We start from the raw sequence: 25,387 nt of genomic DNA, 5'->3' as shown, positions 1-25,387 counted from the left end.
TACCCATGAGGCAAAGGGACGTCAACAGCCGCGAAAGGCCCGCCCAATGAGCAGTGAGCATTATACACCCGCCGTGAACCCTCTGCCGCCCGTGGTGGTGGCTTTGTGTGTGTTCATCATGGGGGTTGAACTGGCATTTACTCTAGGTACGCGCGGGATCATTGGGGGGCCAACTGCTGTAGGCTGGCGCCTGGACGCTTTGCAGCACTATTCGTTTTCGCCGGATATCTTCGACTGGATGGTGGAAAACGGGCGCTGGCCGTTCGAGCATCTGATCCGCTTTGTCACCTATCCGTTTGTATCCGGCACGTTCACGCAGGCCATCTTTGTCTGCGTCTTTGTGCTGGCCATGGGTAAAATGGTGGCCGAGGTTTTTGGTAGCGTTCAGATGCTGGTGATCTTTGTGCTGTCGGGCGTGGGTGGTGCGCTGGCTTATGCACTGTTGCTGGATCCGCGCTTTCCGCTGGTGGGTGGGTTCCCTCCGGTCTATGGGCTGATCGGAGCGTTTACGTGGATACTCTGGCGCAAGCTGTCGCTGGTGGGTGAGAACCAGTCACGCGCCTTCAGCCTGATCGCCGTTTTGATGGGCATTCAGTTGTTGTTCGGCCTGCTGTTTGGCGGAACGCTGGACTGGGTGGCTGATCTGGGCGGTTTTGCCACTGGTTTTGCCCTGTCGTTCCTGGTTGCTCCGGGTGGGTGGGCGCGAATCGTCAGGCGTATTCGGCGCGACTAATCAGGATCGACGTAGAGCCTTCCTGAACTCGGAAAGTTTGAATGCACCAATCAGGTGGCCGAGCAGGAAATACGTAACTGCAGCAACGATGATCAAGCCGAGCAGTGCCAGGTAACGCCAGCCTTCCAGGGCAAAGGCCCACCCAAACAGCTCAATAGCGGCATACAGGACAGCTCCCATCCCTAGGGACGCCGCAATGATCCGCCATGCCCTGTTCTTGAACCGGTCGTCAAACTGCGCTTCTTCCCCCATTTTTCGCGCGCCCAAGGCCAGCAGTCCAACCATGGCCCATCCGGCCACCGAGGCGGCAATCGCCGGTGCGAACCATCCCACCAACGGATACAGCCCGAAAGCCAGTGCAGCGTTCACGACCATCGCAAACACTGCATAGTGAAAGGGCGAGCGTGTATCTTCACGCGCGAAATACAAAGGCTGCAACAATTTCTGCAGCATGAACGCGGGCAGGCCGATGCCATAGATCGCCACGGCAAGTGCGGTGGCGGCGGTGTCTTCGGGGGTGAACTGTCCGCGCTCGAACAGAACCGAGACCAGCTGGGTAGGGATGAGCACAAAGGCAACGGTCGACGGGATGGTCAACAGCAACGTAAACTCACCTGCGCGAGAAAACGCATCGCGGGCGCCCGACTTGTCCCCAGCGCGCAGGCGGCGAGATAGATCGGGTAACAGGACGATGCCGACGGCGATGCCCACGACGCCCAATGGCAACTGGTACAAGCGATCCGCTGCAAACAACCAGCTGACGGCCTTTTCGGTTTTCGAAGCAACCAGCTGGCCCACCACCAGATTGACCTGTGTAACCCCCATGGCCAAGGCGGCCGGAACCGCAATGCGGACCATGTTGCGCATTTCAGGGCTGAGTTTCGGCAGGCCCGGGCGGATACGGATGCCCGCACGTTCGGTTGCAATCCAGACCAGCGCTAGCTGCGCAACACCAGCGATGGGGATGACGGCGATCAGCCAACGGATGACTTCTCCGCCTGATATAGCGCCGGCGATCAGTGCTGTGCAGGCAAAGATGTTCAGTAAAATCGGCGCGGCGGCGGCAGCCGCGAAACGGCCGGTTGCGTTCAGCACGCCCGAGAACAGCGCCGCTAGCGACATGAAAAAGATGTAGGGAAAGACCACATATCCATAATCCACGGCAAGGTCGAAGCGGTCGTCACCGTAAAAGCCCTCGGCCGTCAGCCAGACCAGGCCAGGCATGAAAACCATCGCCAGCCCGACCAGCGCCAGCACCGCCACGGCCAGCAGGTTGAACGCGTCCTGTGCAAAGCCTTGCGCGTTTTCCCCGCCTTCGAGCCGTTTGGAAAACATTGGCACAAAGGCTGCGTTAAACGCACCTTCGGCAAAGAAGCGGCGGAACATGTTGGGCAGGCGAAAGGCGGCGACGAATGCATCCATTACTGGCCCGGGCCCGATGTAGGCGGTCAGCAGGATTTCCCGCAGAAAGCCCAGAATACGGCTGGCCAGGGTCCAGAACCCGACAGTGAACAGGCCTGAAAACAGCCGGATCTGTTTCATGAGACCGCGCGCTCGGCGCCTTCGGAGATGGCCTTGCGCAGCTTGGCCTCAAGCCCGCGCTGCTTGCTTTCCGAGTGATATTTCAACCCAAACATATCCTTGACGTAAAAGGTGTCCACCACTTGTTCGCCATAAGTCGCGATCACCGCATTGGCGATATAGACATTGGCGGCAGCAAGCGTTCGTGTCAGATCATAAAGCAGGCCGGGCCTGTCCCGGGTATCGACCTCGATGATCGTGTAGATCTCGGACCCGTCATTGTCGAAGATGATATGGGTCGGCACGTTAAAGGCCCGTTCGCGTTTCTTGATCTTGTCGCGTGATTTAAGGGCATCCCGCGCCACGACCTCGCCTTTAAGGGTCTTGTGGATCATCTGTGTCAGGCGCGGCAAGCGGCTGGCCTCGAACGGGTGGCCATCGGCGTCCTGAATCCAGAACGCATCGGTGACATAGCCGTCTTTGGTGGTGTAACTGCGCGCATCAACCACATTGGCCCCGACCAGCGCCAAAGCGCCTGCGATACGGGCAAAAATGCCGGGGTGATCACCCATGGCAAAGCAGGCCCGCGTCGCATCGCGGTCTTCATCCGGGTGCAGACGGATTTCCATCGCGCCAGCATCACCGCTGCGGTCCAGCTCTTTCAGCATCTCGGCAAATTCTACATGGGTCGAAAGGTTCAGGCCCTGCCAATAGGGGTCATAGTGCCGACCCGTCTCGGTTTTGAGGGCGGCTTTGGTCCATTCCGCCAGCTCGGCCCGCAACGCCTTTTTGGCACCGGCACCGCGATTGGCACGGTTGAGGTCTTCCATCCCGGTCTCAAGCGCGCGCTTGGTTTCTGCATGCAGCGCGCGTAGCAGGGTGGCTTTCCAGTTGTTCCAGGTGTTGGGTCCAACGCCGCGAATGTCGCAGACGGTCAACACGGTCAGTAGGTCCAACCTTTTGACCGTTTTCACGGCCTTGGCAAAGTCGCGCACCGTGCGCGGGTCGGAAATATCGCGTTTCTGCGCCATGTCCGACATCAACAAGTGATACCGCACCAGCCATTCCACGGTTACTGAATCCGATTTGTTCAGACCCAGCCGAGGTGCAATCTTGCGGGCCATCTGTGCGCCCAAAATCGAATGATCCTCGGGTCGCCCCTTAGCAATGTCATGGATCAGCAGGGCAACATACAGAACCTTGCGATTGACCCCTCCTTCCAGGATTGAAGACGCCAGCGGCAGGGATTCCCCCAACTCTCCGCGTTCAATCTGGGCCAGATTGACGATGCACTGAATGGTGTGCTCATCCACCGTATAGCTGTGGTACATGTTGAACTGCATCATCGCCACGATGTGTTCGAACTCGGGCAGAAAGGCCGACAGCACCCCCAGTTCGTTCATGCGGCGCAGGGCGCGTTCCGGGTTGCCGTGTTTCAGCATCAGGTCGAGAAAGATGCGCCGCGCCTCTTTGTCTTCGCGCATGTCGTCATCAATCAGGTTCAGGTTGGCGCTGACCAGCCGCATCGCGTCCGGGTGGATCAGCATGCCGGTGCGCAGACCTTCCTCGAACAGGCGCAGAAGGTTTAGCTTGTCCGCCAGAAACTTGTTCGGGTCGGCTACGTCCAGACGTCCATGGACGACTTTGTATCCGGCTTTGATCCTGGGGCGGCGGCGGAAAATACGCTCTAGCAGAGGCGCGCCTTTCATATGCGTCGCCTCGAGTTTGGTCAGGAAGATGCGCGTCAGCTCGCCAACCTTCGTGGCCTCGCGGAAATAGCGCTGCATAAACACTTCGACCGCCCGACGACCCGCCCGGTCTTCGTATCCCATTCGGGAAGCAACCTCGACCTGCATGTCAAAAGACAGTTGTTCGGTTGCGCGCCCGGTCACCAGATGCAAATGCGAGCGAACGGCCCACAGGAAATCCTCGGCTTCCACAAAAGTGCTGAATTCCTCGGGGGTGAACAGACCCAGCGGTACCAACTCGGCCACGTCCTGAACGCCGTAAATATATTTGGCAATCCAGTAGAGCGATTGCAGGTCGCGCAATCCGCCTTTGCCCTCTTTTACGTTGGGCTCGACCATATACCGCTCGCCCTGTTTCAGATGGCGCGCGTCGCGTTCCTGCAGCTTGGCCTCGATGAACTGGCGCTCAGTGCCTTTGAACAGATCGTCTTTCAGGCGCGTTTCCAACTCATTTGCCAGATCGGCGTCGCCAGCCAAATAGCGCTGTTCCAACATCGCGGTGCGAATGGTAAAATCCTCGGATCCCAGGCGCAGGCAATCCTTGATGGTGCGCGAAGAATGCCCGACCTTCAGCCGCAGATCCCACAGGATATACAACATGGATTCGATCACACTCTCGGCCCAGGCAGTGATCTTGTAGGGGGTCAGAAACAGCAGATCGACATCCGAGGACGGGGCCATTTCCCCACGCCCATAGCCGCCCACTGCCAGCACGGCCATTTTTTCTCCCTGTGTCGGCGTGGCCAGCGGGTGAAGCTCGCGACTGGCCACTTGCATCGCGGTGCAGACCAGCCCGTCGGTCAGGTAGGTATAGGAATGGGTCAGCCGCCGCGCATCAAATGGATCGCGGACAAAGGCATCGGCGATTGCCTGACGACCGGATTTCTGGACGTTGCGCAAAATCCGCACGGTTTCGCCGCGCCGTTCGGCGTTATCAGATGTCTTGTCGAAGGCCTCTGACAGCTGTGCCATAACGGCTGCGCAGTCAAAGATTTCTTCGGGCTGGCAAATCAGGTCACCCCTTGGGATGAGTGTCAGAGCCAGCCGATCAGAATCCGGCGCCAGAGAAGCTTTGTGGGGCAGGGTCAATCACAACCACCTGTTTGTTCTGGATCGTGGCAATGGCCAGACCACGTTCATTCGTACCGTTGGGTCGCAGACGGAAGATACCGCCAACGCCCTGAAAACCGGCGTTCTGAGTTAGGGCAGATGCTGTCAGAGCGTCGGATTTGCCCTGGCTGACCAAGGCAGCAATCGCGGCTATGCCATCATAGGCTAGGCCACTGATCGGATGTGGTGCCTCGCCATATGTGTTGTTGTACCGCTGACGATAAGCCTGTGCCTTGGATGGGTCCGGCAATGCGAACCAGCCACCCTGAACGCCTGGCAGTTCCAGTGTCTGGGCCGGGATGTCCCAGCGAGTCAGGCCCATATATTGCGTGGTTGCCGGGGAAACGCCTGCTTCTGGTAGAAGCTGGGAATACAGCGGCAACGCCCCTGCAGTGGTCGAAGTCAGAAAGATCGAATCCGCCCCCGAGGACGCCACAGTAGCCTTGATTGTCGGCACCGAGTTGATGACCCCCTGCTGAGAGCGGTCATAGCCGACCGTGCCTGCATTACCCACTCGGCTGTTGCTCAGCGCGGTTGCAATAGCCGATTGTCCAAGCCGCCCGGCGGCATCGTTGCTATGCACGATGACCGTTCCGGTCTTGCCGCGCGAACCGGCATAGTTGACCAACCGGTTGGCGGTGTTTCCAAAAGTGGGGCCAAGCACGAAGACATTGCCGCCTGCGATGCTGGTATTGTTCGAAAACGACAGCAGGTTGACCTTGTTGTTCAGTACCGCAAGACCAGCTGAGTTTGCCGCCTGGGCGTAGACCGGACCGATGATTATCTTTGCACCGTCTGCCACGGCTTGCTGCGCGACTGTTGCGGCGGTACCCGAATTGCCCCGGGTGTCGTAGACCCGCAAATCAATCTGTACATTCTGCAGATCGGACATCGCCAGGCGGGCTGCGTTTTCAAGGCTGCGCGCCAGTTCAGCGTCCCCGGAATTTCCAGATCCAGCCGGAACCAGCAAAGCAACCGGTACAGGTTTTGAAGTGTTGATCGACGGGCCTCCGCCGATACTGCTGACGTCACACGCCGTCAGAATGGTCGCGGTGGCCAAGACGGCGGCTGCACGCGCCAACTTGCGAACGGGCTTGCAAACGGTAAACATCTAAATGAAAACTCCCTGATCCGGCGGCTTGGGATGCTGCCATTATTTGCGCCGCGATAATAGACGTCACGCTGTGAGGGTCCAGCTTTGAATTTTCAAAAAGTCAAATTGGGCACGGGCCTGTATTTTGTTGCCACTCCGATCGGGGCGGCGCGCGACATTACGCTCAGGGCGCTAGACGTGTTGGCGTCGGCGGACATGATCGCCGCCGAAGACACGCGCAGCCTGCGCCGGTTGATGGAGATTCACGGCGTTCCGCTCGAGGGGCGCCGCATTCTTGCCTATCACGATCACAGCGGTGCAGGCGCCCGCGGCAAAATCCTGGACGCGCTGGCTGAGGGGAAATCGGTGGCCTATGCGTCTGAGGCCGGAATGCCTCTGATTGCGGACCCGGGCTATGATCTGGGGCGGCAAGCGGCCGAGGCGGGGCATATGGTCACCTGCGCGCCGGGGCCCTCCGCCGCGCTGATGGCGCTGACGCTGGCTGGTTTGCCGACGGATGCCTTTTTCTTTGCCGGGTTTTTGCCCAATGCCTCGGGCGCGCGCCGGACGCGGATCGAGACGCTGCGAGATGTGCCTGGGACGTTGGTATTTTATGAATCTCCGAAACGTGTAGCGTCCTGTCTGTCGGATCTGGCTGAGGTTCTAGGGGAAAACAGGCAGGCCGCGATGTGCCGCGAATTAACCAAGAAATTCGAAGAAGTTCGGCGCGGGTCGCTGGCAGACCTGGCAGAAGAATTGGCGAGTCAGACGGTCAAAGGCGAAATTGTTCTGCTGGTAGACCGTGGCGCTTCGGAAACTGTTAACGATTCAGACATAGAAGAGGCTTTGATACGCGCCCTGGAAACTCATTCAGTACGCGATGCGGCGGATTTGGTGTCGCAGATGTATAAACTGCCGCGTCGACCGATCTATCAGAAGGCGCTGAAACTCGGGAAAGGGTAAGATGACCTCACGCACTGTCCGATGTTCGGTTTCTTATCATGCGGGTCAGGCGGCGGAACAGCAGGTTGCGGCAGATTACGAGCGGCGGGGATATTCCATAGCACATCGCCGTTGGCGCGGGGCAGGGGGCGAGATTGATCTGATCGTCCGCAACGGTGACGGATTGGTTTTCGTCGAGGTCAAGAAAAGCACAAGCTTTGAGATGGCTGCTGCCCGGATCAAACGGCGCCAGATGGACCGTATCTGTGCCTCGGCCGCCCAATTTCTGGAAGGGGAACCCAACGGCCAGCTGACAAATGTTCGGTTTGATGCGGCTTTGGTGGATGCGTTTGGCGCGGTGCAAATCATCGAAAACGCCTTTGATCAGGTCTGACCCCATTGAACCCCCGGCCTGGCTGGGCCATGTATCTGGCGTGAAACTGAGGGACACGCCATGAAAATTGCCTTTCAGATGGACCCGATCGGGGCCGTGGATATCAATGCCGACAGCTCATTCCGTCTGGCCGAAGAGGCACAGGCGCGCGGGCATATGCTGTTCTTCTACAGCCCTGACAAACTGGCTTATCAGGAGGGCCGGATCACGGCCCGCGGCCACGATATGACGGTGCAGCGCGTGGCCGGAAACCCGGCAGAATTGGGGCCCGAGCGCGAGGTTGATCTGGCCGAGTTCGACGTGGTCTGGCTGCGTCAGGATCCCCCGTTTGACATGCACTATATCACTTCTACCCACCTGCTGGACCGGCTTAAGGGACAGGCGCTGGTGGTAAATGATCCATTCTGGGTTCGGAACTATCCCGAAAAACTCCTGGTGCTGGATTTCCCTGATCTGACGCCACCGACAACCATCGCCCGCGATCTGCAGACGATTAAGGCGTTCAAAGAAAAGCACGGCGATATTATCCTGAAACCGCTTTATGGAAATGGCGGTGCGGGGGTGTTCCGGTTGGATGGCAACGACCGGAACCTGACATCTTTGCACGAGTTGTTCACCGGGTTTTCGCGCGAACCTCTGATCGTTCAGAAATTCCTGCCCGATGTCAGCAATGGCGACAAACGGGTCATTCTGGTGGACGGTCAGGCTGTGGGTGCAATCAACCGTGTTCCCGCCAAAGGTGAAACACGATCCAACATGCATGTGGGGGGACGGCCCGAAAAGGTTGGTCTGACGGATCGCGATCTTGAGATTTGCGCAGCCATTGGACCTTTGTTGAAGGAAAAAGGGCAGGTTTTTGTTGGTATCGATGTAATCGGCGATTACCTGACCGAGATTAACGTGACTTCGCCAACCGGAATTCAGGAATTGGAACGATTTGATGGCGTGAACATCGCAGAAAAGATTTGGCAGGCCATCGAAGCCAGGCTTTAAGATGCAATATTGGCGCTGATGCGAAAGCTCAGCGCCTCGGCCACATGGGGTCTTCGGACATCTGATGCGCCGTCCAGATCGGCGATGGTGCGCGCGACCCGCAAGATGCGGTGAAAGGCGCGCGCTGACAAACCAAATTTCTCAGCCGCTTTCAACAGCAGCTCTTTTCCTTCGGCATCCGGCGCGGCGATTTCTTCCAGCACATTGCCCTCAACATCCGCATTCTGGCGCGCGGACGTTCCAGTGTATCTTTGCGCTTGAACCGCACGCGCCTGCTCGACACGCGCGGCAACTGTGGCCGAACTGTCCCCGGATGAAGGCAGGTCAAGGTCGGTGAACCCGACCGGAGGTACCTCGAACCTCAGGTCGAACCGATCTATCAGCGGGCCTGAAATGCGCCCCAGATAATCCTCGCCGCAGACCGGCGCACGCGAGCAGGCCCGCGCCGGATCTGTCAGGTAGCCGCATTTGCAGGGGTTGGCGGCGGCAACCAGCATAAAGCGGCAGGGATATTTCACATGCGCATTGGCACGTGCAATCATGACCTCTCCGGTTTCGATGGGTTGGCGCAGGGTTTCCAGAACGGTTCGTGGGAATTCGGGAAATTCGTCCATGAACAAAACCCCGTTATGGGCTAATGAGATTTCTCCTGGTTTGGCTCCTTTCCCTCCACCAACAATGGCCGCCATCGATGCCGTATGATGCGGCTCGCGAAATGGTCTGGTGCGGCTGATGCCGCCTTCGTCAAGCAGGCCGCACAGGGATTGGATCATCGAGGTTTCAAGCGCCTCGGCCGGTGTCAGGGGCGGTAAGATCCCCGGCAGGCGCGCGGCCAGCATGGATTTCCCGGACCCCGGCGTGCCGATCATCATCAGGTGGTGCCGCCCTGCGGCGGCAATCTCCAACGCGCGTTTCGCCCGCTCCTGCCCTTTGACATCGCGCAGGTCGCGGGTGCTGCGGGAAAAGTTGACCTCGCCGGGCAGGGCAGCGGGCAAAGGGGCTTGGCCCGAGAAGTGGCGGACAACATCGCCCAAAGATTCAGCGCCGATCACCTGAGTAGCGTCAACCCAAGCCGCCTCGGCGCTGGAGGCCCGAGGGCACAGCAGGGTTCGGTCCTCGGCCGCGGCGGTCATCGCGGCAGGAAGCGCCCCGACAACAGGCACAAGAGACCCGTCCAGTGACAATTCCCCCAGTGAAACGGCCCCTTCAGCCGCGTCCTTGGGAATGATTTCCAGGGCTGACAGCAGAGCCACCGCAATGGGCAGGTCGAAATGGCTGCCTTCTTTGGGCAGGTCAGCGGGGGATAGGTTGATGGTGATACGCTTTGACGGTAGGGCAATGGCCATCGAGCTTAGCGCGCTTCGGACGCGATCGCGGGCCTCTGAAACTGCTTTGTCGGGCAGGCCGACGATGGAAAAGGCAGGCAACCCCGGTGAAACCGCGCATTGCACCTCGACCGGGCGGGCGTCGACACCTTGAAAGGCGACTGTATGAGAACGAGCGACCATGAACGACCTGCTTGGTTAACAGGTCGTTACTGGCACGCCGCCGGTTTAGGAATCGTTAACGGCGCTGACCATCTGAGTGAATTTCGGCCATGCCTCCGGATCGGCGAGGGTTTTGTCGCGGCAGAACCGATTGCAGAATCCCCAGCGCTGACCGTCCAGGTCCAGAAAATCTGTGACGGGCTCTTCGGAATAGGGGCAGGTCTGGTTGACCGAGGGACCGCTCTGGGCGGCCACAGCAGACGATGTCCCGCCGATTGGCCAGGGATCCGATTGAAGGTCCAGCGAATACGGGAAAGGGTCGTACTGGACTGTCAGACCCATCGCACGCCACTGCCTGACAACCGGATCCGACAGGAGGGTCAGGCAATAGTCCCGGTTGGCGTCCGAAACAGGCAGCCCATAACCGATGATCCGCGCGGCAACGGGCGTGTAAAACACATCCACCAAAGAATATGTACCGAACAAAGGGCCGGTGTTCGCCCCAGACACTTGGCGCGCATGATCCCAAAGGGTTTCGATCCGGCGCAGGTCAGAAAGCGTTTCGGCCGCCGGTTCGAACCCCTTCCAACTATGAAGCAGCTGCATCGCGCATTCCCCGCGGAGGGCTGAAAACCCGGCCACCATCTCGGTGCAAAGCCACCGTGCAGTGGCGCGGGCAGCCGCGTCAGAGGGCCACAATCCGACCTGTGGGTGGCGCTCAGCCAAGGTCTCGGCCATGGCAAGGCTTTCACCAACCACAGTTCCGTCTGGCAGGCGCAGAGCAGGCACCAGACGCGCCGGGAACAGGGGTTTCATATCCTCGGCCATAGTGCCTGAATAAAGGCCGATCATGTGGTTTCGATAGGGCAGGTCGAACTTCTCCAGCATCAACCAACCACGCAAGGACCAACTGGAAAACAGGCGGTCTCCGATAAACAAATCATAGGTCATGGGTCTAGGATGACTCAGGCTATTCAATCCGTAAAACAGAGATTTGTGCGCGGCCTGATCACGGGCAGTGATTGATCCGACCGACCGACCAACGGTCGCCGTGATGAGTAATCTCAGTCACGGAAAGATTGTCGATCCGGTGGCCGAAAGCCTCTTGCGCGTCCACATCCATGGCACGCTGGACCTGTGTCAGGATGACGCCGAAATGGGCAACAATGATCAGGTCCTGGCCGGTGTGATCGCCAATCAACCTGTCAATAACCGCGTTGACGCGGGCTCGGACTTCATTCCAGCTTTCGCCGTTTGGCGGGCGAACTTCACCGGGATTGTCCCAGTAGGCGAAGGTTAGTTCGGGGTCTTCGGCCTCGATTTCCTCGAAGCCGCGCAATTCCCAACTGCCAAAATTGATCTCTCGCAGGTCGGGGTGGTGGGGCAGGCGGTGCCGGGTGCCCTGTACCGCCGAAGCCGTGTCAGCGGCACGGCACAGGTCGGATGAGATCAACAACCCGTTGGCCGGCAGGTAGCTTTGTAGCCGGCCAATGGCGGCGTGGTCGCTTAGGTCAGCAGGCAGATCGGACCAGCCGACCATGGTTTTGGCATGGGTCGGACCGTGCCTGACTAGATGCAGACGCGTCATGGCAGTTGCCCTTTCAATACCACAGGAAGCCCGGCAGTGACCTGAACCACCAGATCAGCCTGCGCGGCGAGCGCGATGTTCAGGCGGCCTTGCGCCTCGCGGAATTGGCGAGACAGGGCGTTGCCCGGGACGATCCCGTGGCCAACCTCGTTCGAGACGATGACGACCGGGGCAGGACAGTCTCGTAACGCTTCAAGCAGTGCTGTCTGGGCCTGCTGCAGGTCGTGTTCCGCCAGCAGGTGATTGGTTAGCCACATGGTGGCACAATCTATCAGACAGATCTGATCCGGGGTCAGCTCGGCCAGGGGTGCGCCAAGTTCCAGGGGGGCCTCGATCGTTTCCCAACCGCTGCCGCGCTGTGAAACATGGCGCTTAACCTTATCGCGCATCTCATCATCAAACACTTGTGATGTGGCCAGATAAACGCGGCTTTTACTTGATGAAACAACAAGTTGCTCGGCGAATGCCGACTTGCCTGAGGCTGCTCCGCCCAGCACAAAGGTTAAATCCGAACCCACGATCATTACCTTTTAAGTGATCCACCTGGTGTTGTTCTGCGTATCGACCATGGGTCGGCAAGGCAAGCCCGGGCCGCGCCAGCGAAAAAGGGAGATTTCCATGGCACTGGACAGCGCAAACGATTTCTCGATGTCGCGCAGGGCGATGAAGGCCGAGTTACTGGATGCAGAAACCGAGTTGAAGCTGGCCTATGCCTGGCGTGACCAGCGTGATGAAAAGGCGCTTCACCGGTTGATCACGGCCTATATGCGGTTGGCAATTTCGATGGCGGCCAAGTTCAAACGTTACGGCGCGCCGATGAATGATCTGATCCAAGAGGCCGGATTGGGTCTGATGAAGGCCGCTGACAAATTTGACCCGGATCGCGGGGTTCGGTTCTCGACCTACGCCGTCTGGTGGATCAAGGCGAGTATCCAGGACTATGTAATGCGAAACTGGTCAATGGTTCGGACCGGGTCCACCTCTGCCCAGAAATCCCTGTTTTTCAACATGCGTCGCGTCCAGGCCCGGCTTGAACGCGAAGCGGCCACTGATGGGATGGCGCTGGACCGTCACCAGTTGCACCAGATGATAGCAGCCGAGATCGGTGTTCCGTTGCGCGACGTTGAGATGATGCAAGGCCGGCTGGCAGGGTCGGATTTCTCGTTGAACGCTGTGCAATCCACGGATGAAGACGGGCGCGAATGGATCGACGCGTTAGAGGATGACCGGGAACAGGCCGCTGAAACCGTTGAAAACAAGCACGACACCGAACAGTTGCGCGAATGGTTGGTGATGGCGATGCAAGCCCTCAACGACCGAGAGCGCTTCATCGTGCGCGAACGCAAGCTGCGTGAACCGGTGCGCACACTGGAAAGCCTGGGTCAGGAACTGGGCCTGTCGAAAGAGAGGGTGCGTCAGCTTGAAGCCGCGGCTTTTGTAAAAATGCGTAAGAACCTTGAAGCTCAATCGCGCGAGGTGCAACACTTCATCGCATGAAACAGATTGCGATTCTGATGTGTACGCTGATGGTTATGGCTGGGTCCGGTCATGCCGATGACCTGATCCCTGACGATGTTACGGCCGCGATGCGAATGGCAGACGTTGTTTTGTTGGGCGAAACCCATGACAATCCTCGCCATCATCTGGTTCAGGAACAGGCGATTACATTGATCGACCCCTCCGCCGTGGTCTGGGAAATGGTCACCGAGGAAGGCGCACAGCGCCTGGCGCAAAAAGCGGCGTCCGATCCCGAAGAACTGTCACGCATCCTGCGTTGGGCGGAATCCGGGTGGCCCCCTCTCAGCCTGTATTACCCGATCTTTCAGGCCACGGATGCGCCGGTCTATGGCGCAATGGTCCCGCGTAAGGCAGCGCGTACAGCGATGGAACGTGGCGCTGCAACTGCGCTAGGCGCTGACGCAGCGCGATTTGGGTTGACCGTACCTCTGTCAAAGGCGGAACAGGCGGCGCGCGAGGCTGACCAGATGGCGGCGCATTGCGATGCGCTGCCTGAAAGCGCTCTGCCGCAGCTGGTTGCGATCCAAAGGTTGCGCGATGCGGTGCTGGCACGGGCCATATTGCGTGCCGTTGACGAAACTGGTGGCCCGGTTGCAGTTATCACCGGAAATGGCCACGCACGAAAGGACCGCGGTATTCCGACATTCCTGTCGCGTCTGCGTCCGGGTCTTAAAGTGTATGTCCTGGGTCAGTCTGAAGACGGTACGATCCAAGGGGACTATGATGCAGTCATCGACAGCCCGACCGCGGACCGAGAAGACCCCTGCCTGGCCTTTCAACCGCAGAATTAACCGCTGGAACTGTCGGGCGCGCTTGCCTAATGTCGGGGCCGACCGAGACGGGAAGGGCACAACATGCTGGCATCGAAACGGATTCTGCTGATCATTGGTGGCGGTATTGCTGCCTATAAGTCACTGGATCTGATCCGGCGACTGAAGGAACGCGGCGCCGCCGTTACGCCGGTCCTGACCCGCGCAGCAGAAGAATTCGTGACACCTCTGTCTGTTGCCGCGCTGGCCGGCGAGAAGGCCTATCGCGATCTGTTCGATCTGACCGATGAGGCCGAGATGGGGCATATCCAGTTGTCCCGCTCTGCGGATCTTGTCGTGGTCGCTCCGGCGACTGCGGATTTAATGGGCAAAATGGCGGGAGGGTTGGCGAATGATCTGGCCTCGACCCTGCTGATGGCGACGGACACACCGGTTCTGTGTGCGCCTGCGATGAATGTCCGCATGTGGGATCACCCGGCGACGCAGCGCAATCTGAAACAGCTGCAGGCGGACGGCATTCGTTTTGTCGGGCCGAACGAAGGCGACATGGCCTGTGGCGAATATGGTCCGGGCCGCATGTCGGAGCCGCTTGAGATCGTCGCCGCGATTGAGGCATCGCTGGGCAGCGGACCGCTCAGCGGTAAACGCATTCTTGTGACCTCGGGTCCCACGCACGAGCCGATTGACCCGGTGCGCTATATCGCGAACCGCTCATCCGGGGCGCAGGGCACAGCGATTGCACGTGCTCTGTCTGCGTTGGGTGCAGAGGTTGTGTTTGTGACCGGACCTGCTGAGGTTCCCGCACCCGATGGGGTCGAGGTTGTGCGGGTTGAAACAGCCCAGCAGATGTCAGACGCGGTGGATGCAGCATTGCCTGTCGATGCCGGGGTATTTGCCGCCGCCGTGGCGGATTGGCGGGTGGCCAGCGCGTCGGACCGCAAGCTGAAAAAGACGCGCGACGGTCTTCCGGCACTGGATTTTGCTGAAAACCCGGACATTCTGAAGCGGGTCGCCAAGCTGGACGATGGACGCCCCGCGCTAGTTGTTGGCTTTGCTGCGGAAACCGACAACGTGATCGAACATGCGACCGCCAAACGCGAGCGCAAAGAGTGCGACTGGATCGTTGCCAATGATGTCAGCCCTGCGACCGGGATAATGGGAGGGGCCGAAAACGCGGTGATCCTGATTTCCGACGATGGGGCCGAGGAATGGCCACGCATGGGCAAAGACGCAGTGGCCGAAAAACTGGCACGCAAGATTTCCGACGCGTTGGCCGGTTAGACAAGAGGATATCCGATGGTAGCAATTCGTGTGATCCGTGAGGACGGGGCCGACCTTTCGGTGCCCTTGCCATCTTATGAAACCACCGGAGCGGCAGGCGCGGATGTGCGTGCAAACTTCCCGGACAAGACGCCGATCACGTTGCTGCCCGGTCAGCGGGCTCTGGTTCCCACCGGACTGCGGATTGAAATCCCAAATGGGTATGAGGTGCAGGTCCGGCCCCGCTCGGGCCTTGCGCTGAAATACGGGATCACGCTGCCCAATACGCCGGGTACGATCGACAGCGACTATCGCGGCCCTCTGGGGGTGATCCTGTTGAACGCTGGGCAGGAGAGCTTTGAAATCACACATGGGGAACGTATCGCCCAACTGGTCGTCGCCCCGGTGGTGCAGGCGTCATTTGAGGCCACGGATACGCTCAGCGATACTGACCGCGGTGCAGGCGGGTTCGGTTCGACCGGGCGCGGCTGATGTTACTTGTCCTGATCATCGCCGCAGCGCTTTGGGGGCTCGGCTATCTGGCTGGCGTGTCACGCAATGCACGGATGATTTCGGTTGGGGTGTTGTTGCTGGGGGTAATCTCGGCACAGCTGGTTTTGCCCCTTGGCAACCCCCTGCGTCAGGCCACGGGTGGTTCTGCTGCGACCTGGTTGATTTTGGTTGGTACGGGGGTTCTGGTTCTGATCTATGGAAGGGGACTGAAAGCGCTGCGAAAACGCGCGGCGCCGGCCTCGAACAAGGAGCCAGCCATGCCCTCAGACAAATTCTCCGAGACCGAGCTTGACCGCTATGCCCGCCATATCGTGTTGCGCGAAATTGGTGGGCCAGGGCAGAAAAAGATGAAGCAGGCCCGCGTGCTTGTGATCGGCGCTGGGGGGCTTGGGGCGCCCGCTTTGCAGTATCTGGCTGCGGCCGGGGTCGGCACGATCGGGGTGATTGATGATGATGAGGTTGAGAACGCCAATCTTCAGCGTCAGGTGATCCACCTGGATGCGGATATCGGTATGCCCAAGGTTTTTTCGGCCCAGCAGGCCATGCTGGCGCAAAACCCGAATGTGGTTGTTCTGCCCTATCACCGCCGACTGACCGAAGAGGTCGCCACCGAGTTATTTTCCGATTTTGATGTCATCCTGGACGGAACTGATAATTTCGACACGCGCTATTTGGCCAATCGCACGGCGGTCGCGTTGGGCAAGCCGCTGATTTCGGGTGCGCTGTCGCAGTGGGAAGGCCAGCTCAGCGTTTTCGACCCGGCCAACGATGCGCCTTGTTATCAGTGCATTTTCCCCGAGGCTCCGGCTCCAGGTCTGGCCCCGTCCTGCGCCGAGGCTGGGGTGATCGGCCCCTTGCCTGGCGTCGTCGGTTCGATGATGGCTGTTGAGGCGATCAAGGTGATCACCGGGGCGGGTCTGGCACTGAGGGGTGAGATGCTGATTTACGACGCTCTCTATGGCGAAAGCCGCAAGATTACACTGCCTCGCCGTGCAGATTGCCCCGTTTGTGGCAAAGGATAACCCCTCTGCTCTGGATCGAACGCGCGGTCGTTCTTAGGTAGGGGACAAAGGAGACTTCAATGACCAACCCGATTCTGTCCGCCTGGACCAGCGCGTTCGAAATTGCACCGTTCGACACGATATCCGACACGGATTTCGCCCCGGCCCTGGACGCGGCCATGCAGGCCCATAACGCTGAGATTGGCGCGATTGCCTCTAACCCGGAGGCCCCGACTTTTGCCAACACGGTCGAAGCGCTGGAAGCTGCAGGAGAGATGATGGACAAGGTTCTGTCGGTATTCTTCACGGTCGCGGGCGCAGACAGCAATCCCTTGCGTGAGGAGTTGCAGCGCGAATTTTCACCCAAGCTGGCCGCGCATTTCTCGGGGATTTCGTCCAACAAGGCGTTGTTTCAGCGGGTTGCCGATCTGTGGGCGCGCAAGGATGAACTGGGCCTGACGGATGAGCAGGCACGCGTTCTGATGCTGTCGCATCGCGGGTTTGTGCGCGCTGGTGCGGCGCTTGAGGGAAACGAAGACACGCGGATGCAAGAGATCAAAGCGCGGCTTGCCTCGCTGGGGACGTCCTTCACCCAGAACCTTCTTGCCGATGAGCGCGATTGGTTCATGGAATTGTCCGAAGATGACCTACAGGGGCTTCCTGGTTTTGTGGTCAATTCTGCCCGGGCAGCGGGTGAGGAAAAGGGTGCAAAAGGACCGGTTGTCACCCTGTCCCGGTCACTGATCGTACCGTTTCTGCAGTTTTCACCGCGCCGGGATTTGCGCCAGAAAGCCTATCGCGCATGGACTGCCCGGGGGGCAAATGGCGGCGAGACTGACAACCGGGAAATTGCCGCCGAAATCCTGCAGTTGCGTCAGGAACGTGCAAAGCTGCTGGGCTATGAAAGTTTTGCCGATTTCAAACTGGAAACCGAAATGGCCCGCACGCCCGACCGCGTCCGTGATCTGCTGATGCAGGTTTGGGAGCCTGCCAAAACGCGCGCCAATGCTGATGCCGAAATCCTGACGCAGATGATGCAGAATGATGGGGTGAATGGGCCTTTGGAAGCGTGGGACTGGCGTTACTACGCCGAGAAACGCCGCAAGGCTGAACACGATCTGGATGAGGCGGCGCTGAAACCGTACCTGCAGTTGGATCGCATGATCGAGGCCTCTTTTGCCTGCGCGAACCGTTTGTTCGGGCTGGAATTCAAGCAGTTGGACATACCGCTGTACCATCCGGACTGCCGGGCCTGGGAGGTGACACGGAACGGGCAACATATCGCGGTGTTCATTGGGGATTACATTGCACGCGGCTCCAAACGGTCAGGGGCTTGGTGCAGCGCGATGCGCGGGCAGACAAAGTTTCCCAAGATGCAGGCTCCGGTGGTGATCAACGTCTGTAATTTCGCCAAGGGTGATCCGGCGCTGCTGTCTTATGACGACGCTCGGACTTTGTTCCATGAATTCGGCCATGCGTTGCACCAGATGCTGTCGAATGTGACCTATGAAAGCATCTCGGGCACCTCCGTTGCGCGCGACTTTGTCGAGCTGCCCAGCCAGCTATACGAACACTGGCTTGAAGTCCCTGAAGTTCTGGCCGAATTCGCCACCCATGCCGAAACCGGCGAACCGATGCCGCAGGAGATGCTAAAGAAAGTGCTCAAGGCCGCCAATTTCGATCAGGGGTTCCAGACTGTAGAATATGTGGCCTCGGCGCTGGTTGATCTGGCCTTTCATGAGGGCGCTGTGCCCGACGATCCGATGGCGAGACAGGCCGAAATTCTGGCGGATCTTGGAATGCCCGCGGCAATCGGGATGCGCCATGCCACGCCGCATTTTGCGCATGTGTTTGCTGGTGACGGCTATAGCGCTGGCTATTACAGCTATATGTGGTCCGAGGTCATGGATTCAGACGCCTTCGCCGCGTTCGAAGAGGCGGGGGGCGCCTTTGATTCCGAACGCGCAAACGCGCTGGAGGAAAATATCCTGTCCACTGGCGGTTCCCGCGAAGCCGAAGAACTATATCTGGCCTTCCGCGGTCGTTTGCCGGGGGTTGAGGCCCTGCTGAAGGGGCGCGGCCTTATCGCAGCCTAATATCCCAATTCGCGGTCAACGAGGTGTAGGAAAGGCTCGCCCGCCTCACCTCTGCGAATATTTTCACAGATCACCTGCGCCGATGTAGCGGGGCGGGTTTCAGAGGCAATGTGAGGCGTCACCGTGACGTTTGGATGCGTCCAATACGGGTGGCTCGCAGGCAGCGGTTCGACCCGGAAAACATCCAGCGTTGCGTGACCGATCTGGCCCGTATCCAGAGCTGCCAGCAAGGCTTGATCGTCGATCAGCGGTCCTCGGCCCGGGTTGATGATATGCGCACCCTTGGGCATCAGCGACAGGGTTTCGGCGTTCAGTGTGTTTTCCGTGGCAGGCGTATCGGGCAGCAATAGAACCGCGATCTCGGCCTGTGTCAGTGCCGCACGCAACCCATCCTCACCGTGAAAGCAGGTGACACCGGGGATGGCCTTGGCCGAGCGGCTCCAGCCGGTAACGTTGAAATTCAGTACAGACAGCGCGCGGGCTGCGGCCTCTCCCAATGCGCCAAGGCCCAGGATGCAGACGGTTCTGTCCGGGGCCAGCGGTGGTGGATCTGGGGCCCAAACCCCATCCTGAACCGTGATGTGCCGGTCCATACCCAGATGATAGCGCAGCACGTGACCGACGACCCATTCGGTCATCCCCTGCGTCAACCCGTGGTCCACCATTCGCGCCAGCGGCACGGTCAGAGTGTCATTCTCGACGATGCTTTCGATCCCAGCCCAAAGGCTGAGCACGGCCTTGAGGCGGGTGTAAGGTGCAAAATCCCGTAAGCCGCTATTGGGCGCATAGACGACGTAATCCACCTGATCTGGTTCAAACGTGGTGTCTAGCTGAAACGCGACCCCGGCATTAGTCAGGTACTGTGTCATCAAGGGTTGATACACGGGCCATAGTTTGGGGCGTGCCGAGAACAGGATGTTTGCGGTCATAACGGGCCTTTCGGATCAGCGGGGGCGGTGAATATGGGCACTTTGGACGATGCCGAAAGCTGCCATCAAAACCAGCATGGCCGAACCGCCATAGCTGACCATCGGCAGGGGAACTCCTACGACTGGGGCCAAGCCCATGACCATCGACATGTTCACGGCAAAGAATAGGAAGAAGTTCAGTGCGATACCCAGCGTGACCAAAGAGGAAAACCTGTCCTTGGTTGTCAGGGCCGTAACCAGGCAAAAGATCAGGATCAGCCCATAGAGAACCAGCAGCGTGATGCCGCCGACAAATCCGAATTCTTCGGCCAGCGTCGTAAAGATGAAATCTGTGTGTTTCTCGGGCAGGAAGTTCAGGCGCGATTGTGTGCCCTGCATGAACCCGCGCCCGTTCCAGCCTCCGGACCCCAGCGCGATCTTGGATTGGGTGATGTGATACCCCGCGCCCAGCGGATCGGTGGAGGGATCAAGGAAGGTGTCGATGCGGCGGAACTGGTAATCCTTGAGCAACTGCCACTCGGTTCCGCGGCTGTTGAAGACCGTGGCGATCAGACCGACACCTGCGGCAATAACCGCAGCGAAATAGGCCCAGTGAACGCCGGCCAGAAACATCAGGCCTCCCCCCGCCGCCAGCAGCAGGATCGAGGTGCCGAGATCCGGCTGGCGCAACACCATGAAGGTTGGGATCAGGATCAGGATGACAGGGATCAGAACCCAAAGGGGGCGTGACGTTTTATGCGATGGGAGCCAATCGTAATAGGCCGCAAGCACCATCACCAGTGCTACTTTCATCACCTCTGATGGCTGCAGGCGCATGAACCCCAGGTCGATCCAGCGTTGCGCGCCCATGCCAACCGTTCCGAACAACTCGACCACCACAAGTAGAGCGATCGAGGCCAGATAAGCCAGAACCGACATATTTCGCCAGAACCAGATCGGGACCAGTGCCACAATGAACATCGCGATCAAGCCCAACCCAAAGCGTTCCATCTGAGGTTCGGCCCAAGGGGTCCATGATCCACCCGCCACCGAGTACAGCATCAGGAACCCTGCGCTGGCCACGCTGATCAGCAACAGGGTCAGGGGCCAGTTCATATACAGGAACTTGCGGAACCCCGATGGCGTGGATTTGACGGCATATTCAAGATAGCTCATGCGCGGTCCTTCTGGGGCGGACGCGCTTTGGGGCGGCGGTCGCCCTCGAGCTGTTTTTGCTGTTCCTTGATACGCTCACGATCGGCGGCCGGATACGCCTCGAGTGGTGGCGTACCTTTGTACAGCGCCTGCAGCATGATATCCCGTGCAACCGGTGCCGCGGCCTTCGACCCTCCGCCGCCATGTTCCACCACGACGGCTACGGCGTATTTCGGGTTGTCATAGGGGGCAAAGCTGACGAACAGCGCGTGGTCACGGCGTTCCCACGGCAGGTCTTCGTTGCGGATAACGCCAGCCGCACGTTCTGCCTTGGTGATATTGCGGACTTGGCTGGTGCCGGTCTTGCCCGCCATACGGAACTCATCCGAGATGATACGGCTGCGATAAGCCGTGCCGCGCCGGTCGTTCGAGACCGAAAACATTGCCTTGCGGACATATTCCAGATTAGTCCGATTGACCGCCAGCGGTTCCCCGGCGCCCGAGGGTTGTTCGACCCCATTGACCGATCGCACCAGACGCGGCGCGACCGCACGCCCAGTTGCGATCCGGGCTGTCATGACGGCTAGTTGCAGCGGTGAAGCCAGCATAAAGCCCTGACCGATTGAGGCATTGGCAGTGTCACCTACCAGCCATTCTTCGCCGTGGACACGCTCTTTCCAAGCCTGATTGGGGGCAAGCCCTGCAGCCACTGCGGACATCGGGATATCGTGTTTCACGCCCAGCCCAAAGATACGAGCCATGTCGGAGATATTGTCGATGCCTGTGCGCAGGGCAACGTCGTAATAATACACATCGCAGCTGCGTTTCAGAGACAGACCAAGATCAACTGTACCATGCCCGCCGCGTTTCCAACAATGGAACCGGCGACTGCCGACTTTCAAGTGGCCGGGGCAGTAAACAGTGTTTCCAGGACCGATGACCCCAGCCTCAAGCGCGGCCATGGCGGTGATCATCTTAAAGGTCGAGCCGGGTGGATAAGTGCCCTGTACTGTCTTGTTGGCCAACGGGCGATAGTTGTCTTGTGTCAGAGCTCGGTAATCGGCAACCGAGATTCCGCGCACAAAAAGGTTGGGATCAAAGCTGGGTGCGGAACTGATGGCGCGGATATCACCGGTCTCACAGTCGATCACCACTGCGGCGGCGCTTTCACCAGCCAAACGGGCCTGAGCGTATTGTTGAAGATCGGCATCGACCGACAGTTGCAAATCGGCCCCGGCCAAACCTTCTTGACGGTCAAGTTCACGCATCACGCGGCCGGTGGCGTTCACTTCGACGCGTTTGGCGCCTGCTTTGCCGCGCAGGCTGATTTCCTGTTTGGCCTCAAGCCCGACCTTGCCGATCTGAAAACGGGGAATGCGCAGAACGGGTTCCGGATCTTCTATCTGACTGAGGTCGTAATCGCTGACCGGTCCGACATAGCCGACGATATGCGCGAAATCCTCATATCTGGGATATTGCCGGGTCATCCCGACCTCGGGTGTGACACCGGGCAGGGCGGGGGCGTTGACGGCAACTTTCGAGATATCTTCCCACGTGACTTGATCGGCCAGAGTGACCGGCAGGAACGGGGCCGATCTGCGCATTTCGGTCATGGCGCGTTCGATCTCATCCTCGGTCAGTGGGATCAGTTCAGAAAGCTTGGAGATGACGGCTTCAACATCGCCCGCATCTTCGCGCACCATGACGATACGGTAGGACGGAGAGTTTTGCCCGATGATCTGCCCGTTGCGATCGTATATTCGACCACGTGTGGGCGGGATCAGGCGGATGTTAATCCGGTTTTCCTCGGCCAACAGGCGGTATTCGTCAGCCTGATCTACCTGCATAAACCGCATCCGGGCGGCCAGACCTCCGATAAAAGCGGCTTGTAGGCCTCCAAGGATCAGCGCACGGCGTGGCAAACGTTTATAGGCGAGGCCCTGTGACTTAGGTTTGCGCTGTTTCATTACCGCCCTCCCGACAGGCCAGGGTCAGAAGGTGCGACACGACGCACACCAAAACCGTTCTGACTGAGCAGAACGATCAATGGGTAGATCCCGATTGTCAGAACCACTTGCACCACGACCATCCCCAATACCGCTTGTTGCACGGACAGAATAGCAAGAATGACGCGATTCAGGAAAAAAACAGCTGTGATCACGACGGCAACGGTGGTCCATTCGCCCAAAAAGCCCGCGTCGCGCAACCCGGGAGTTGCGGACCGAAGATAGGCAGTACCCAACACAACAAGCGCGGCCAGCAAGCCGGGGGGGCGTTGAAACAGAAGGTCGGCTGCCAGCATGATCAGGGCGACCAGCAGGGTTGGCACATATTCGGGGCGCCGCAGAACCCAGGCAAAGGTCAACGCAATCAGGAAATCCGGAAACGGCCAGCGATCCGGCTGCGTGTCCAGTGGCAGCAGGTGCAGGAACAAGACCAGCAGCGCCAACAGCAGATACAGGCCACGTTTGAGCCACAGATTGGACGCGGCACTATCCATCGCCGGTCTCCGTCGGTGTCAGTGCCGCCTCGGGCTGGCGTGGGCCGACAATTCCTCCGGGGTCCTGAATAAGTGGCGCAGACTGATAGCGCAGCACTCTTAGAAATTTGAGCCGTTCAAAATCTGCAGACAGCCGCACCCGCAGGCGGCCACCCGGATCAGCGGTAATCTGACCGATCAGCAGGCCGCCAGGGAAAACGCCGCCATCCCCCGAGGTCACAACCCTGTCGCCCGGGCGCACCAGTTCGCGGTTCTCCAGAAACTCAACCACAGGCGCGGCGGTGTTGTCCCCGGCAATCAGAGCGGTCTGCCCCGACGGTTGAATCGTGGCAGGTATCGCGCTGGATGCGTCGGTCATCAGGATCACCCGTGCGGTATCTGGACCAACACCCGAGATACGACCGACAACGCCAATCCCGTCCATGGTGGCCCATCCATCCATGATTCCGTCACGCTCGCCCACGTTCAACAGAACCGACTGCCGGAACGGAGAACCGCTATCGGCCATGACGACCCCGGTAATATAGGTCAGGCGCGGATCGAGACGCACATTGTTTAGATCCAGAAGCCGTGCATTTTCCTGCTCAAGTTGCAGTGCGGCCTCTTTCCAGGCGCGCATCAGACGCAACTCGCTGCGCAATTCCTGGTTCTGCTCGCTCAGGCGTTGATAGCTCTGAAAATCCCGTGCCAGATTGACCGCAGCGGTAACCGGAACCATCGCCCAATCCATCGAGGGCACCACGTTGTCGACAACCTGCGCCCGAAACCGTTCGACGCGAGGGCTGTCAATGCGCCAGACCAGAAAGATGCCCAGAAGGCACAGAACCACGATCCCCAGCAGCAGACGGCGGAGCGGGGTGGTGTATTCATCGCGCTGTGATCGGTCCTTTGCCACAGGACTCCTTCCCGTGCTGCTCGCGCCCGAATGTACCCTTTAGAGGGTGCGCGCCTTAGCTTTCGTAGTCAATCGCGTGGCGCAGCTGTTTTTCGTATTCCAGTGCCTTGCCGGTGCCCAAAGCCACACAGTTCAGGCTTTCATCAGCAATTGATACGGCCAGACCTGTCTGTTCCCGCAGTGCCAGATCCAAATCGCCCAACAAAGCACCGCCACCGGTCAGCATGACGCCGCGGTCCACGATATCTGCGGCCAGATCAGGCGGCGTAGTTTCAAGTGCGGTCATAACGGCTTCGCAGATTGCCTGAACCGGTTCCGACAGGGCCTCGGCGACCTGCGCCTGGCTGATCTCGATTTCTTTGGGCACGCCATTCAACAGATCGCGGCCACGGATATGCATCGACTGGCCGCGCCCGTCATCCGGCATACGGGCGGTTCCGATGGTGGTTTTGATCCGCTCGGCGGTGGATTCACCCACCAACAGGTTCTGCTGGCGGCGCAAGTATGAGATGATCGCCTCATCCATCCGGTCTCCGCCGACGCGGACCGAACGGGCATAGACGATGTCTCCCAGCGACAGAACGGCTACCTCGGTGGTACCGCCGCCGATATCCACAACCATGTTGCCGGTCGGGTCGGTGATGGGCATTCCTGCACCAATAGCCGCAGCGATGGGTTCGGCGATCAGGCCTGCCCGGCGAGCGCCTGCGGACATAACCGATTGGCGAATGGCCCGTTTTTCAACAGGCGTAGCACCATGGGGGACACAGACAATGATTTTGGGCTTTGAGAAGGTGGAGCGTTTATGCACCTTACGAATAAAGTGCTTGATCATCTCTTCAGCAGTGTCGAAATCCGCAATCACGCCTTCGCGCATGGGGCGGATCGCTTCGATCGAACCAGGGGTTCGGCCCAGCATCAGCTTGGCATCCTCACCGACGGCGAGGACTTTCTTTACCCCATCCTTGACGTGGTAAGCCACAACTGAAGGTTCCGACAGGATCACACCGCGCCCTTTGACATAAACAAGCGTATTTGCTGTTCCAAGGTCGATCGCCATGTCCGCTGAGAACAAGCCGCCCAGATTGCCAAAGATGCCCATGTTGTACTGATCCCGTTCGTCAGAATTTCTACTGCCCGCGACTCGACGGTTCCGGGACGG

The 25,387-nt window shown here is 59.2% G+C and carries 23 protein-coding genes; 10 read left to right on the top strand and 13 right to left on the bottom strand.

All coding sequences use genetic code 11. The annotated features are described in order from the left end of the window. Positions 1-46 precede the first annotated feature (46 nt). Complete coding sequence (locus AC2FLE_RS08255) at positions 47-733, top strand: rhomboid family intramembrane serine protease (RefSeq protein ID WP_496696394.1); 687 nt, start codon at positions 47-49, stop codon at positions 731-733. Here AC2FLE_RS08255 and murJ read toward each other — a convergent pair whose 3' ends face one another. The 3 genes from murJ to AC2FLE_RS08240 are packed head-to-tail and all read right to left on the bottom strand — an operon-like array spanning position 734 to position 6,223. Next, the gene (gene murJ / locus AC2FLE_RS08250) at positions 734-2,275 is read right to left on the bottom strand and encodes a murein biosynthesis integral membrane protein MurJ (protein WP_496696392.1); all 1,542 of its coding nucleotides are present in this window, start codon (positions 2,273-2,275) and stop codon (positions 734-736) included. It lies immediately after the preceding gene. Beyond that, complete coding sequence (locus AC2FLE_RS08245; protein ID WP_496696390.1) at positions 2,272-5,091, bottom strand: [protein-PII] uridylyltransferase; 2,820 nt, start codon at positions 5,089-5,091, stop codon at positions 2,272-2,274. The genes murJ and AC2FLE_RS08245 overlap by 4 nt, the downstream gene beginning before the upstream one ends. Next, positions 5,051-6,223, bottom strand: coding sequence for a penicillin-binding protein activator (locus tag AC2FLE_RS08240; RefSeq protein ID WP_496696388.1), 1,173 nt, complete (start codon positions 6,221-6,223; stop codon positions 5,051-5,053). The genes AC2FLE_RS08245 and AC2FLE_RS08240 overlap by 41 nt, the downstream gene beginning before the upstream one ends. A gap of 87 nt (positions 6,224-6,310) precedes the next feature. On the opposite strand from AC2FLE_RS08240, the gene rsmI reads away from it, so the two are divergent. Genes rsmI through gshB form a run of 3 tightly spaced genes read left to right on the top strand, consistent with a single transcriptional unit; the run spans position 6,311 to position 8,534 of the window. Beyond that, the gene (rsmI, locus tag AC2FLE_RS08235) at positions 6,311-7,168 is read left to right on the top strand and encodes a 16S rRNA (cytidine(1402)-2'-O)-methyltransferase (RefSeq protein WP_496696387.1); all 858 of its coding nucleotides are present in this window, start codon (positions 6,311-6,313) and stop codon (positions 7,166-7,168) included. Between the two features lies 1 nt (position 7,169). Then, positions 7,170-7,541 (top strand): YraN family protein, encoded by a 372-nt coding sequence (locus AC2FLE_RS08230; protein WP_496696385.1) that lies wholly within the window; start codon positions 7,170-7,172, stop codon positions 7,539-7,541. 60 nt (positions 7,542-7,601) lie between these two features. Next, entirely contained in the window at positions 7,602-8,534 is a 933-nt protein-coding gene (gene gshB / locus AC2FLE_RS08225; protein ID WP_496696384.1) for a glutathione synthase, read from the top strand. Here gshB and AC2FLE_RS08220 read toward each other — a convergent pair. From AC2FLE_RS08220 to cobU, 4 genes are read right to left on the bottom strand one after another with little or no spacing between them, the layout of a single operon-like run. After that, a complete protein-coding gene (locus tag AC2FLE_RS08220; RefSeq protein ID WP_496696382.1) occupies positions 8,531-10,042 on the bottom strand; it encodes a YifB family Mg chelatase-like AAA ATPase in 1,512 nt (503 codons plus the stop codon). The two genes, gshB and AC2FLE_RS08220, sit on opposite strands and share 4 nt — an antisense overlap. A 45-nt stretch (positions 10,043-10,087) precedes the next feature. Further along, on the bottom strand, positions 10,088-10,972 hold the full coding sequence (locus AC2FLE_RS08215; protein ID WP_496696380.1) for a glutathione S-transferase: 885 nt from the start codon (positions 10,970-10,972) through the stop codon (positions 10,088-10,090). Positions 10,973-11,030: 58 nt separating this feature from the next. Beyond that, entirely contained in the window at positions 11,031-11,609 is a 579-nt protein-coding gene (locus AC2FLE_RS08210) for a histidine phosphatase family protein (RefSeq protein ID WP_496691771.1), read from the bottom strand. Next, positions 11,606-12,127, bottom strand: coding sequence for a bifunctional adenosylcobinamide kinase/adenosylcobinamide-phosphate guanylyltransferase (cobU, locus tag AC2FLE_RS08205; protein ID WP_496696378.1), 522 nt, complete (start codon positions 12,125-12,127; stop codon positions 11,606-11,608). Before cobU ends, AC2FLE_RS08210 begins: the two co-directional genes overlap by 4 nt. A gap of 100 nt (positions 12,128-12,227) precedes the next feature. Between cobU and AC2FLE_RS08200 the strand changes: the two genes are divergently transcribed. The 6 genes from AC2FLE_RS08200 to AC2FLE_RS08175 all read left to right on the top strand — a co-directional run bounded on the left by AC2FLE_RS08200 (position 12,228) and on the right by AC2FLE_RS08175 (position 18,767). Next, on the top strand, positions 12,228-13,106 hold the full coding sequence (locus AC2FLE_RS08200; protein ID WP_142635576.1) for an RNA polymerase factor sigma-32: 879 nt from the start codon (positions 12,228-12,230) through the stop codon (positions 13,104-13,106). Next, a complete protein-coding gene (locus AC2FLE_RS08195; RefSeq protein WP_281995197.1) occupies positions 13,103-13,918 on the top strand; it encodes a ChaN family lipoprotein in 816 nt (271 codons plus the stop codon). The genes AC2FLE_RS08200 and AC2FLE_RS08195 overlap by 4 nt, the downstream gene beginning before the upstream one ends. 63 nt (positions 13,919-13,981) lie before the next feature. Further along, positions 13,982-15,178, top strand: a complete 1,197-nt coding sequence (gene coaBC, locus AC2FLE_RS08190; protein ID WP_496696376.1) for a bifunctional phosphopantothenoylcysteine decarboxylase/phosphopantothenate--cysteine ligase CoaBC — start codon at positions 13,982-13,984, stop codon at positions 15,176-15,178. Positions 15,179-15,193: 15 nt separating this feature from the next. Then, the gene (gene dut / locus AC2FLE_RS08185; protein WP_496696374.1) at positions 15,194-15,649 is read left to right on the top strand and encodes a dUTP diphosphatase; all 456 of its coding nucleotides are present in this window, start codon (positions 15,194-15,196) and stop codon (positions 15,647-15,649) included. Next, complete coding sequence (locus tag AC2FLE_RS08180; protein ID WP_271948361.1) at positions 15,649-16,692, top strand: HesA/MoeB/ThiF family protein; 1,044 nt, start codon at positions 15,649-15,651, stop codon at positions 16,690-16,692. The genes dut and AC2FLE_RS08180 overlap by 1 nt, the downstream gene beginning before the upstream one ends. Positions 16,693-16,751: 59 nt before the next feature. Next, positions 16,752-18,767 carry a M3 family metallopeptidase gene (locus AC2FLE_RS08175; protein WP_496696372.1) on the top strand — a complete coding sequence of 672 codons (2,016 nt, stop codon included), beginning with the start codon at positions 16,752-16,754 and terminating at the stop codon, positions 18,765-18,767. Here AC2FLE_RS08175 and AC2FLE_RS08170 read toward each other — a convergent pair. From AC2FLE_RS08170 to AC2FLE_RS08145, 6 genes are read right to left on the bottom strand one after another with little or no spacing between them, the layout of a single operon-like run. Next, positions 18,764-19,696: a 2-hydroxyacid dehydrogenase gene (locus tag AC2FLE_RS08170; RefSeq protein WP_496696371.1), complete on the bottom strand. Its 933-nt coding sequence runs from the start codon at positions 19,694-19,696 to the stop codon at positions 18,764-18,766. The two genes, AC2FLE_RS08175 and AC2FLE_RS08170, sit on opposite strands and share 4 nt — an antisense overlap. A 15-nt stretch (positions 19,697-19,711) precedes the next feature. Then, positions 19,712-20,851 carry a rod shape-determining protein RodA gene (gene rodA, locus AC2FLE_RS08165; protein WP_496696369.1) on the bottom strand — a complete coding sequence of 380 codons (1,140 nt, stop codon included), beginning with the start codon at positions 20,849-20,851 and terminating at the stop codon, positions 19,712-19,714. Next, a complete protein-coding gene (mrdA, locus tag AC2FLE_RS08160) occupies positions 20,848-22,797 on the bottom strand; it encodes a penicillin-binding protein 2 (RefSeq protein ID WP_496696368.1) in 1,950 nt (649 codons plus the stop codon). The genes rodA and mrdA overlap by 4 nt, the downstream gene beginning before the upstream one ends. Continuing rightward, a complete protein-coding gene (locus AC2FLE_RS08155) occupies positions 22,797-23,330 on the bottom strand; it encodes a rod shape-determining protein MreD (protein ID WP_496696366.1) in 534 nt (177 codons plus the stop codon). The genes mrdA and AC2FLE_RS08155 overlap by 1 nt, the downstream gene beginning before the upstream one ends. Next, positions 23,323-24,225, bottom strand: coding sequence for a rod shape-determining protein MreC (gene mreC, locus AC2FLE_RS08150; RefSeq protein WP_281972515.1), 903 nt, complete (start codon positions 24,223-24,225; stop codon positions 23,323-23,325). Before mreC ends, AC2FLE_RS08155 begins: the two co-directional genes overlap by 8 nt. A gap of 55 nt (positions 24,226-24,280) precedes the next feature. After that, positions 24,281-25,327, bottom strand: coding sequence for a rod shape-determining protein (locus AC2FLE_RS08145; RefSeq protein ID WP_142635599.1), 1,047 nt, complete (start codon positions 25,325-25,327; stop codon positions 24,281-24,283). Between the last annotated feature and the right edge of the window lie 60 nt (positions 25,328-25,387).

The sequence above is a fragment of the Ruegeria sp. CDSA077 genome, from assembly GCF_059612265.1.
This window is presented reverse-complemented; position numbering and strand designations above follow the sequence as displayed.

What these genes read in the sequence shown, in the direction of transcription:
- AC2FLE_RS08255 (WP_496696394.1), top strand. Translation starts at nt 47, where the DNA reads ATGAGCAGTGAGCATTATACACCCGCCGTGAACCCTCTGCCGCCCGTG.
- murJ (WP_496696392.1), bottom strand. Translation starts at nt 2,275, where the DNA reads ATGAAACAGATCCGGCTGTTTTCAGGCCTGTTCACTGTCGGGTTCTGG.
- AC2FLE_RS08240 (WP_496696388.1), bottom strand. Translation starts at nt 6,223, where the DNA reads ATGTTTACCGTTTGCAAGCCCGTTCGCAAGTTGGCGCGTGCAGCCGCC.
- AC2FLE_RS08230 (WP_496696385.1), top strand. Translation starts at nt 7,170, where the DNA reads ATGACCTCACGCACTGTCCGATGTTCGGTTTCTTATCATGCGGGTCAG.
- gshB (WP_496696384.1), top strand. Translation starts at nt 7,602, where the DNA reads ATGAAAATTGCCTTTCAGATGGACCCGATCGGGGCCGTGGATATCAAT.
- AC2FLE_RS08220 (WP_496696382.1), bottom strand. Translation starts at nt 10,042, where the DNA reads ATGGTCGCTCGTTCTCATACAGTCGCCTTTCAAGGTGTCGACGCCCGC.
- AC2FLE_RS08215 (WP_496696380.1), bottom strand. Translation starts at nt 10,972, where the DNA reads ATGACCTATGATTTGTTTATCGGAGACCGCCTGTTTTCCAGTTGGTCC.
- AC2FLE_RS08210 (WP_496691771.1), bottom strand. Translation starts at nt 11,609, where the DNA reads ATGACGCGTCTGCATCTAGTCAGGCACGGTCCGACCCATGCCAAAACC.
- AC2FLE_RS08200 (WP_142635576.1), top strand. Translation starts at nt 12,228, where the DNA reads ATGGCACTGGACAGCGCAAACGATTTCTCGATGTCGCGCAGGGCGATG.
- AC2FLE_RS08195 (WP_281995197.1), top strand. Translation starts at nt 13,103, where the DNA reads ATGAAACAGATTGCGATTCTGATGTGTACGCTGATGGTTATGGCTGGG.
- coaBC (WP_496696376.1), top strand. Translation starts at nt 13,982, where the DNA reads ATGCTGGCATCGAAACGGATTCTGCTGATCATTGGTGGCGGTATTGCT.
- dut (WP_496696374.1), top strand. Translation starts at nt 15,194, where the DNA reads ATGGTAGCAATTCGTGTGATCCGTGAGGACGGGGCCGACCTTTCGGTG.
- AC2FLE_RS08180 (WP_271948361.1), top strand. Translation starts at nt 15,649, where the DNA reads ATGTTACTTGTCCTGATCATCGCCGCAGCGCTTTGGGGGCTCGGCTAT.
- AC2FLE_RS08175 (WP_496696372.1), top strand. Translation starts at nt 16,752, where the DNA reads ATGACCAACCCGATTCTGTCCGCCTGGACCAGCGCGTTCGAAATTGCA.
- AC2FLE_RS08170 (WP_496696371.1), bottom strand. Translation starts at nt 19,696, where the DNA reads ATGACCGCAAACATCCTGTTCTCGGCACGCCCCAAACTATGGCCCGTG.
- rodA (WP_496696369.1), bottom strand. Translation starts at nt 20,851, where the DNA reads ATGAGCTATCTTGAATATGCCGTCAAATCCACGCCATCGGGGTTCCGC.
- mrdA (WP_496696368.1), bottom strand. Translation starts at nt 22,797, where the DNA reads ATGAAACAGCGCAAACCTAAGTCACAGGGCCTCGCCTATAAACGTTTG.
- AC2FLE_RS08155 (WP_496696366.1), bottom strand. Translation starts at nt 23,330, where the DNA reads ATGGATAGTGCCGCGTCCAATCTGTGGCTCAAACGTGGCCTGTATCTG.
- AC2FLE_RS08145 (WP_142635599.1), bottom strand. Translation starts at nt 25,327, where the DNA reads ATGGGCATCTTTGGCAATCTGGGCGGCTTGTTCTCAGCGGACATGGCG.